This window comes from Methylocaldum sp. 14B (genome assembly GCF_002005105.1).
Classification (GTDB): Bacteria; Pseudomonadota; Gammaproteobacteria; order Methylococcales; family Methylococcaceae; genus Methylocaldum.
Window position 1 is genome coordinate 64,913 of sequence record NZ_MSCV01000034.1, and the last position, 7,847, is coordinate 72,759.

General features: G+C 54.5%; 7 protein-coding genes and 1 tRNA gene. All 8 read right to left on the minus strand.

The window, feature by feature from the left end; translation table 11 throughout:
• Window positions 1-51: 51 nt before the first annotated feature.
• Entirely contained in the window at window positions 52-4,128 is a 4,077-nt protein-coding gene (gene rpoB / locus B2A78_RS20675; protein ID WP_077731945.1) for a DNA-directed RNA polymerase subunit beta, read from the minus strand.
• Window positions 4,129-4,394: 266 nt separating this feature from the next.
• Complete coding sequence (rplL, locus tag B2A78_RS20680; protein WP_077731946.1) at window positions 4,395-4,769, minus strand: 50S ribosomal protein L7/L12; 375 nt, start codon at window positions 4,767-4,769, stop codon at window positions 4,395-4,397.
• 33 nt (window positions 4,770-4,802) lie between these two features.
• Entirely contained in the window at window positions 4,803-5,330 is a 528-nt protein-coding gene (rplJ, locus tag B2A78_RS20685; protein ID WP_077731947.1) for a 50S ribosomal protein L10, read from the minus strand.
• Window positions 5,331-5,535: 205 nt separating this feature from the next.
• Window positions 5,536-6,231, minus strand: a complete 696-nt coding sequence (gene rplA / locus B2A78_RS20690) for a 50S ribosomal protein L1 (RefSeq protein WP_077731948.1) — start codon at window positions 6,229-6,231, stop codon at window positions 5,536-5,538.
• Window positions 6,231-6,662, minus strand: a complete 432-nt coding sequence (rplK, locus tag B2A78_RS20695) for a 50S ribosomal protein L11 (protein ID WP_077731949.1) — start codon at window positions 6,660-6,662, stop codon at window positions 6,231-6,233. The genes rplA and rplK overlap by 1 nt, the downstream gene beginning before the upstream one ends.
• Before the next feature lie 94 nt (window positions 6,663-6,756).
• Window positions 6,757-7,290 (minus strand): transcription termination/antitermination protein NusG, encoded by a 534-nt coding sequence (gene nusG / locus B2A78_RS20700; protein ID WP_077731950.1) that lies wholly within the window; start codon window positions 7,288-7,290, stop codon window positions 6,757-6,759.
• 1 nt (window position 7,291) lies between these two features.
• Complete coding sequence (secE, locus tag B2A78_RS20705; RefSeq protein WP_077731951.1) at window positions 7,292-7,669, minus strand: preprotein translocase subunit SecE; 378 nt, start codon at window positions 7,667-7,669, stop codon at window positions 7,292-7,294.
• 44 nt (window positions 7,670-7,713) lie between these two features.
• Window positions 7,714-7,789, minus strand: a tRNA-Trp gene (locus B2A78_RS20710).
• Between the last annotated feature and the right edge of the window lie 58 nt (window positions 7,790-7,847).

Below are 7,847 nucleotides of genomic sequence, written 5' to 3' on the forward strand. Positions count from 1 at the left end.
CGGTTCTGCCGATCCGGACCTTTAGACGGTCCGGATCATGCGTCTAGCGTATTAGTCCTGTTCCAACTCGATGTTGATGCCGAGGGATCGAATCTCTTTGATCAACACGTTGAACGACTCGGGCATGGCCGCCTCCATGCGATGGTCACCATCGACTATGTTCTTGTAGATCTTGGTACGCCCGGTGACGTCGTCCGATTTGACCGTGAGCATTTCCTGAAGGGTATAGGCTGCGCCATAAGCTTCCAGCGCCCAGACTTCCATCTCCCCGAAGCGCTGACCGCCGAACTGGGCCTTGCCACCCAAAGGTTGCTGCGTAACCAGACTGTACGGTCCGGTGGAGCGGGCATGCATCTTATCGTCGACCAGATGGTTAAGCTTGAGCATATACATATAGCCGACGGTGACGGCCCGATCGAAGATTTCGCCGGTACGTCCGTCCGTTAGCCGCGTTTGGCCGCTTTCCGGTAGATCCGCCAAGCGCAACATGGTCTTGATATCGTCCTCGGTGGCACCGTCGAAAACCGGCGTAGCCATGGGCACCCCTCCCCTGAGGTTGGAGGCGAGTTCGAGAATCTCGTTATCGGACAACAGGTCTAAATCTTCGTTCTTGCCACTGCAGTTATAGACTTCCTTCAAGAACTGGCGCGTTTCCTCGATCTTGGCCTTGGCTTCCAGCATCTTGCCGATCTTGAGCCCCAACCCTTTGGCAGCCCAGCCAAGATGGGTTTCCAATACCTGACCGACATTCATACGCGAAGGCACGCCTAGCGGGTTGAGCACGATGTCAACTGGAGTTCCGTCCGCAAGATAAGGCATATCCTCGACGGGGACGATCTGAGAAATAACACCCTTGTTACCGTGGCGTCCCGCCATCTTGTCACCCGGCTGGATGCGACGCTTGACGGCCAGATAGACCTTGACCATCTTCAAGACCCCGGGCGGCAAATCATCGCCCATGGCGATCTTTTTCTTTTTTTCCTCCAGCCGCTTGTTCATTTCCTCGCGCTGCTGAGCGATCTGCTCGGCGATGGCTTCGAGTTGAACGTTCAAGTCTTCGTCTTGTAGGCGAATCTCCAGCCACTGGGACTGTTTGAGTCCCTCCAGGTACTCGCGGGTGATTACCTCTCCGGAGCGCAGCCTGTTCGGGCCCGATTCGGCCAGCTTGCCCAGCAGCATCTGCTCCACACGCTGGTAAAAGTCCTTTTCGATGATCCGCAACTGGTCGTTCAGGTCCTTCTTGACCCGGTCGATTTCCGCCTGCTCGATCTGCTTCGCCCGATCGTCCTTTTTGACGCCGTCACGAGTGAACACTTGGACGTCAATGACAGTGCCGTCCATGCCGGAGGGCACGCGCAGAGATGTGTCTTTCACATCCGACGCCTTCTCGCCGAATATGGCCCGGAGCAGTTTTTCTTCAGGGGTCAGCTGGGTTTCGCCTTTGGGCGTGACCTTCCCCACCAGAATATCGCCCGCCTTTACCTCGGCCCCGATATAAACGATCCCGGACTCATCCAGCTTGGCCAGCGCGGCTTCGCCGACATTCGGAATATCGGCAGTGATTTCTTCCGGTCCGAGTTTAGTATCGCGAGCGACGCAAGTTTTTTCCTCGATATGGATGGTCGTGAAGCGGTCGTCCTGCACCACTCGTTCGGAAATCAGGATAGAGTCCTCGAAATTGCATCCATTCCAGGGCATGAACGCCACCAGAAGGTTCTGACCCAAGGCTAGTTCACCCATGTCGGTGGACGGTCCGTCTGCGAGGATGTCGCCCTTCGCGACGCTGTCACCCAGTTTTACTAGGGGCTTTTGATTGATACAGGTGTTCTGGTTCGACCGCGTGTACTTGGTCAGGTTGTAGATATCGACGCCCGGTACGCCTGCTTCGGTTTCGTCGTCGTTCACACGCACGACGATACGTCCGGCGTCCACGAACTCCACCGTCCCGCCACGCTTGGCGATAACCGTTACCCCGGAATCTCTGGCTACGATGCGCTCCATGCCCGTGCCGACCAAGGGCTTCTCGGTCCGCAGTGTCGGTACGGCCTGGCGCTGCATGTTGGATCCCATCAATGCCCGGTTGGCGTCGTCATGCTCCAGGAACGGGATCAGCGATGCCGCGACCGACACGATCTGGCGTGACGACACGTCCATGTAATTGATTTGATCGGCCGATGCAAGGGTAAACTCGTCTTTGTGCCGGCAAGAAACCAGGTCATCGATCAGTCGACCATTTTCATCCACCTTGGCGCTGGCCTGAGCAATGAAATACTTGCCCTCTTCAATCGCGGAAAGATATTCGATTTCGTCGGTGACGATGCCGTCGATCACCTTACGGTATGGCGTTTCGAGAAATCCGTATTCATTGGTACGCGCATAAACCGCCAATGAATTGATCAGACCGATATTGGGTCCTTCCGGCGTTTCGATGGGACAAACGCGCCCGTAGTGGGTCGTATGGACGTCTCGCACCTCGAAACCCGCACGCTCCCTAGCGAGGCCGCCCGGTCCCAAGGCCGAAACACGGCGCTTGTGGGTCACCTCGGACAACGGATTGTTCTGGTCCATGAACTGAGATAACTGGCTCGAGCCGAAGAACTCCTTGATCGATGCCGCGACCGGTTTGGCATTGATGATTTCCTGCGGCATCAGGTTCTCGGCATCCGCCAGGGACAGGCGCTCCTTGACGGCGCGCTCGACGCGGACCAGACCCAGCCGGAACTGATTCTCCACCATTTCGCCAACGGACCGTACACGGCGGTTGCCCAGATGGTCGATATCGTCGACCGTGCCTATGCCGTTACGAATATTGATGAGTTCCCTGAGGACATCAATTATGTCTTCTTTCGTCAGTACGCCCGGTCCGGTAATCTCCGAACGCCCGAGGCGGCGATTGAACTTCATCCGACCGACCGCCGACAGATCATAGCGGTCCGGGGAGAAGAAAAGATTGTCGAACAGCGTCTGCGCGGCTTCTTTGGCTGGCGGCTCACCGGGCCGCATCATGCGGTAGATTTCCACCAGCGCATCGAGCTGAGTCTCGGTCGTGTCGATCCGCATGGCGTTCGCCATGTACGGGCCGCGGTCGAGGTCGTTGATGTAAAGCGTGTCGATGGCCTCGATGCCGGCCGCAATGATGCGGCTCAATAGGTCCTCCGTGATCTCGTCGTTCACCTTGGCCACCAACTCTCCTGTGCTCGGGACGATCACATTATGAGCGAGAATTTTGCCATAGAGGTAATCCCGCGGCACGTCCAATTGCTTCAGCCCCGCTTTATCCATCTGCCGGATGTGCCGAGCCGTGATCCGATGCCCCTTTTCTACGATCATCTGACCATCGGCCTTGATGTCGAAACTGGCGATGTCGCCACGCAAACGTTCGGGAATCAAATCAAGCAGAATGCCTTCTTTGATAAACGAGAAGCGATTGGTCTCGAAAAACAGTTTTATGATCTGCTCGTTATCGTAACCTAGGGCCCGCAAAAGAACTGTGGCGGGCAGCTTTCGCCGACGGTCTATTCGTACGTAGACACAGTCCTTGTGATCGAACTCGAAGTCCAGCCAGGATCCCCGATAGGGAATGATCCGCGCATTGAACAGAAGCTTCCCGGATGAGTGGGTCTTTCCGCGATCATGATCGAAGAACACGCCGGGCGAACGATGCAGCTGCGAGACAATCACGCGCTCCGTTCCATTGACAACGAAAGTCCCCGTGTCCGTCATGAGCGGGATTTCGCCCATGTAAATTTCCTGCTCTTTGATATCCTTCACGACCTTGGCACTGGCAGGCGCCTCACGGTCATAGATCACCAAACGCACCAGCACACGCAAGGGGGCCGCGTAATTCGCGCCCCGCTGCTGACATTCTTTGACATCGAACGTGGGCTCGCCCAAGGAGTAATTTACGTATTCGAGAATGGCATGCCCAGTATGGCTCTCGATCGGAAAAACTGATCTTAACGCGGCATGCAGGCCCTCATCGACACGCTTGCTGGGAGGAACGTCAGCCTGCAGAAATCTCTTGTATGAATCGACTTGGGTTGCTAAAAGATAAGGGACTTCAAGTACGTCACGACGCTTGCCAAAGCTGTTACGAATGCGTTTTTTTTCGGTGAAAGAATAGGCCATAGTGGTTCCTTACCTTAAATGTTCAAACGAAATTACCACGATGTCTAAAAGGAAATTAGAAGACTCGGATGACCACTTGCGGATTAGAATTAGACATAGGACAGTAGAAGTAATTCGGCCGGGGACTCGATTGCACTGTACGCCTCAACTGCTCTCCGCTAGGACGAGCCATACACGTTTACGAAAGATCGTCGCAAGCGCCGAAAGGCCGGCAGCCATCAGCTGCCAGCCTTATAAAGGTCGACTTAGGTCAGACGGAGCAACAATTATTTAATTTCAACCGCAGCGCCGGCTTCGACCAATTGTTTCTTGATATCTTCGGCCTCTTGCTTGCTCACGCCTTCCTTGACCGTCGAAGGAACACCTTCGACCAGATCCTTAGCCTCCTTCAGACCCAAACCGGTGATCGCGCGAATCACTTTGATGACGTTCACTTTGTTATCGCCGAAGCCGGTCATAACAACATCGAACTCGGTCTTTTCTTCAGCCGCCGGTGCAGCCGATGCTGCCGGTGCCGCTACAGCTACCGCAGCCGCGGCGGAAACGCCGAATTTCTCTTCCATGGCGGAAATCAAATCCACTACTTCCATCACCGTCATGTTGGCAATGGTTTCTAAAATATCTTCTTTAGATACAGCCATCGAAATACTCCAAAATAAATCTGCTAACCTTGCTTACGCTGCCTGCTTTTGATCGCGCACCGCTGCCACCGTCCGAACCAGCTTGGCATGAGGCTCCGCCAGGGTTCTGACGAACTTCTCGATCGGCGCTTTCATTACGCCCATCAACATGGCCAAAGCTTGTTCTTTGTTCGGTAGCTTGGATAGCCGTTCGATCTCCGAGGCGCCATACAGCTTTCCACCCACAGCAACCAACTTCACTGCCAGTTTTTCATGCTGCTTCGAAAAGTCGTAGACCACGCGAGCCGCGGAACCTGGATCTTCAATCGAAAATGCCAAGATCAACGGCCCGACCAACCCTTCTTGCATGCACGCAAACTCGGTGCCTTCCACGGCCCGACGGGCGAGGGTGTTTTTGATAACCCTCAGATACACACCCGATTCGCGCGCAACCTTACGAAGGTTGGTCAGTTCAGAAACGGTTAACCCGCGATACTCTGCAGCTACTGCAGAGTGCGCTTGAGCGGCAATAGCAGCGACTTCTGCGACGACGGCTTTCTTGTCATCCAGTCTTAGCGCCACCTTTTACCTCCAATAGTAGTCTGAACAGTTGGGAACCATTCAGAGCCAAAAAACATCCAGAATCAGGATGCCCCTAAAAACGGCTCCTTTCACCGATCACGGATTCAGTACACCGTCTGCGCAGGCTTTATCGATTAAGCGCACCAGGCGCGCCTGCGGTCTTTGACGGTTACCGGCGGTGCCGGCAACCCAAAGTCTGTCTTACTTATGCCGCCAGACTACCATGATCGACCTGCAATCCAGGCCCCATGGTGGATGACACGGTAATTTTCTTCAGATAGACGCCCTTCGATGTGGAGGGCTTCGCCTTCTTAAGGTCGGATAGCAGCGCCTCGAGATTCTCCTTCAGCGCCACCGCCTCAAAGTTCACTTTGCCGATGGTGCAATGAATAATGCCTTTCTTGTCGGTTCGATAACGAACTTGTCCCGCCTTGGCGTTCTTGACCGCCCCTGCCACATCCGGAGTTACCGTGCCGACTTTGGGGTTGGGCATCAGGCCGCGCGGACCGAGAATCTGACCTAACTGCCCCACCACGCGCATTGCGTCAGGCGAAGCAATGACAACATCGAAATTGAGTTCACCTGCCTTGACTTGAGCGGCGAGGTCGTCCATACCGACGATATCCGCACCAGCCTCTCTCGCCGCGTCGGCGTTAGCGCCTTGCGCAAACACGGCGACACGAACGGATTTTCCGGTACCATGGGGCAGCACGGTCGCACCACGAACCGCCTGATCCGACTTTCTCGGGTCAACACCGAGATTTACGCTTACATCGACCGCCTCGACAAACTTGACTGTCGAAAGCTCTTTCAAGACAGCGAAGGCCTCGTCGGCAGCGTATATTTTTCCAGGCTGGAGCTTTTCTTTGATCGCTTTAGCACGCTTACTCAACCTCGCCATTACACACCCTCCACATTCAGACCCATGCTACGCGCACTGCCCGCTATAGTACGGATCGCTGCATCCATATCGGCCGCAGTCAGGTCAGGCGATTTCAAGGTGGCGATTTCCGCCAACTGCTCGCGAGTAACGGTTCCCACTTTGTTTGTATTCGGGTTGCTGCTACCCTTAGCCAAACCGATCGCTTTTTTCAGCAAAACCGAGGCCGGAGGCGTTTTCGTGATGAATGTAAAGCTACGATCGCTATATACCGTGATAACAACGGGCAGAGGCAATCCCTTTTCGACACCTTGCGTGTGAGCATTGAATGCCTTGCAAAACTCCATGATATTTACACCGCGCTGGCCGAGCGCCGGCCCGACGGGAGGACTGGGATTTGCTTCACCGGCCTTGACCTGAAGCTTAATATATGCGGTTATTTTCTTTGCCATTATTTACTCCTGATGGGTGATAACGCTTTAAAGCTCCCCATGCCCGCAACATACTGCCTACGCTCGCCGCGGGAAATTATGAACAACAGTAGGATTATGCTTTTTCGACCTGACCGAAATCGAGCTCAACCGGAGTTGAACGCCCGAAAATCAAAACCGACACACGGAGTTTGTTTTTCTCGTAATTGACTTCTTCCACCACGCCATTGAAGTCCTTAAAAGGACCCTCAACTACTCGGACAACCTCACCAACCTCGAAAAGCACCTTTGGCTTTGGTTTCGTTGCGCCTTCTTCGACCCGACTCAAGATGGCCTCGGCCTCCCGATCCGAGATCGGCGCCGGCCGATCCGATGTTCCGCCGATAAAACCAAGAACGCGCGGAACCTCTTTAACGAGATGCCAGGTCTCGTCGTTTAGCTCCATCTGAACCAGAACGTATCCCGGAAAAAACTTGCGCTCGCTTTTCCTTTGCTGCCCCATACGCATCTCAACAACCTCTTCTGTAGGGACAAGAATCTTCCCAAAGAAGCGTTCCAAGCCCGACCGCTTAATTCGCTCTTCCAGAGAACGCTTTACTTGATTCTCGAAATTGGAGTACGCATGCACTACGTACCAACGCAATGCCATGCTATGCCCCCTGCCCGGTCAGCTGGCTAATTACCCAGAACAGGAACATATCTAGCAGCCACAGCATTAAGCCGACAAGGAAAACCAAGGCCATAACGATTAATGTTGCCTGCACCGTTTCTTGGCGCGTCGGCCACACCACCTTTCTAACCTCAACCCTCGCCTCTTTCAGAAAACCCCAAAAGCTCTTTCCGAGCGAGGTCGTTAAAATCATTGCAACCGAGGCTATCGACAAGCCGACGACACCGAGCACTCGGTACAATAAAGACTGCTGAGAGAAGTAGTAAAAACCGACTACTCCAGCAATCAACAAACCGATTGCGAGCACGAGCTTCGCCGTGTCGATGACCGAAGAACCTGACTCTGCTCGAGCAGCCATGAACACCCTAACCAAAATTAAAAGCGATTACTTTGCAGCAGAGATGGCAGGCCAGGAGGGACTCGAACCCCCAACCTGCGGTTTTGGAGACCGCTGCTCTGCCAATTGAGCTACTGACCTATATACCCTGCCGACTTGACAAGTCGCCCGCGCGGTAACGCGCAGAACCCGCGACTTC

What these genes read in the sequence shown, in the direction of transcription:
- rplL (WP_077731946.1), bottom strand. Translation starts at nt 4,769, where the DNA reads ATGGCTGTATCTAAAGAAGATATTTTAGAAACCATTGCCAACATGACG.
- secE (WP_077731951.1), bottom strand. Translation starts at nt 7,669, where the DNA reads ATGGCTGCTCGAGCAGAGTCAGGTTCTTCGGTCATCGACACGGCGAAG.
- rpoB (WP_077731945.1), bottom strand. Translation starts at nt 4,128, where the DNA reads ATGGCCTATTCTTTCACCGAAAAAAAACGCATTCGTAACAGCTTTGGC.
- nusG (WP_077731950.1), bottom strand. Translation starts at nt 7,290, where the DNA reads ATGGCATTGCGTTGGTACGTAGTGCATGCGTACTCCAATTTCGAGAAT.
- rplA (WP_077731948.1), bottom strand. Translation starts at nt 6,231, where the DNA reads ATGGCGAGGTTGAGTAAGCGTGCTAAAGCGATCAAAGAAAAGCTCCAG.
- rplK (WP_077731949.1), bottom strand. Translation starts at nt 6,662, where the DNA reads ATGGCAAAGAAAATAACCGCATATATTAAGCTTCAGGTCAAGGCCGGT.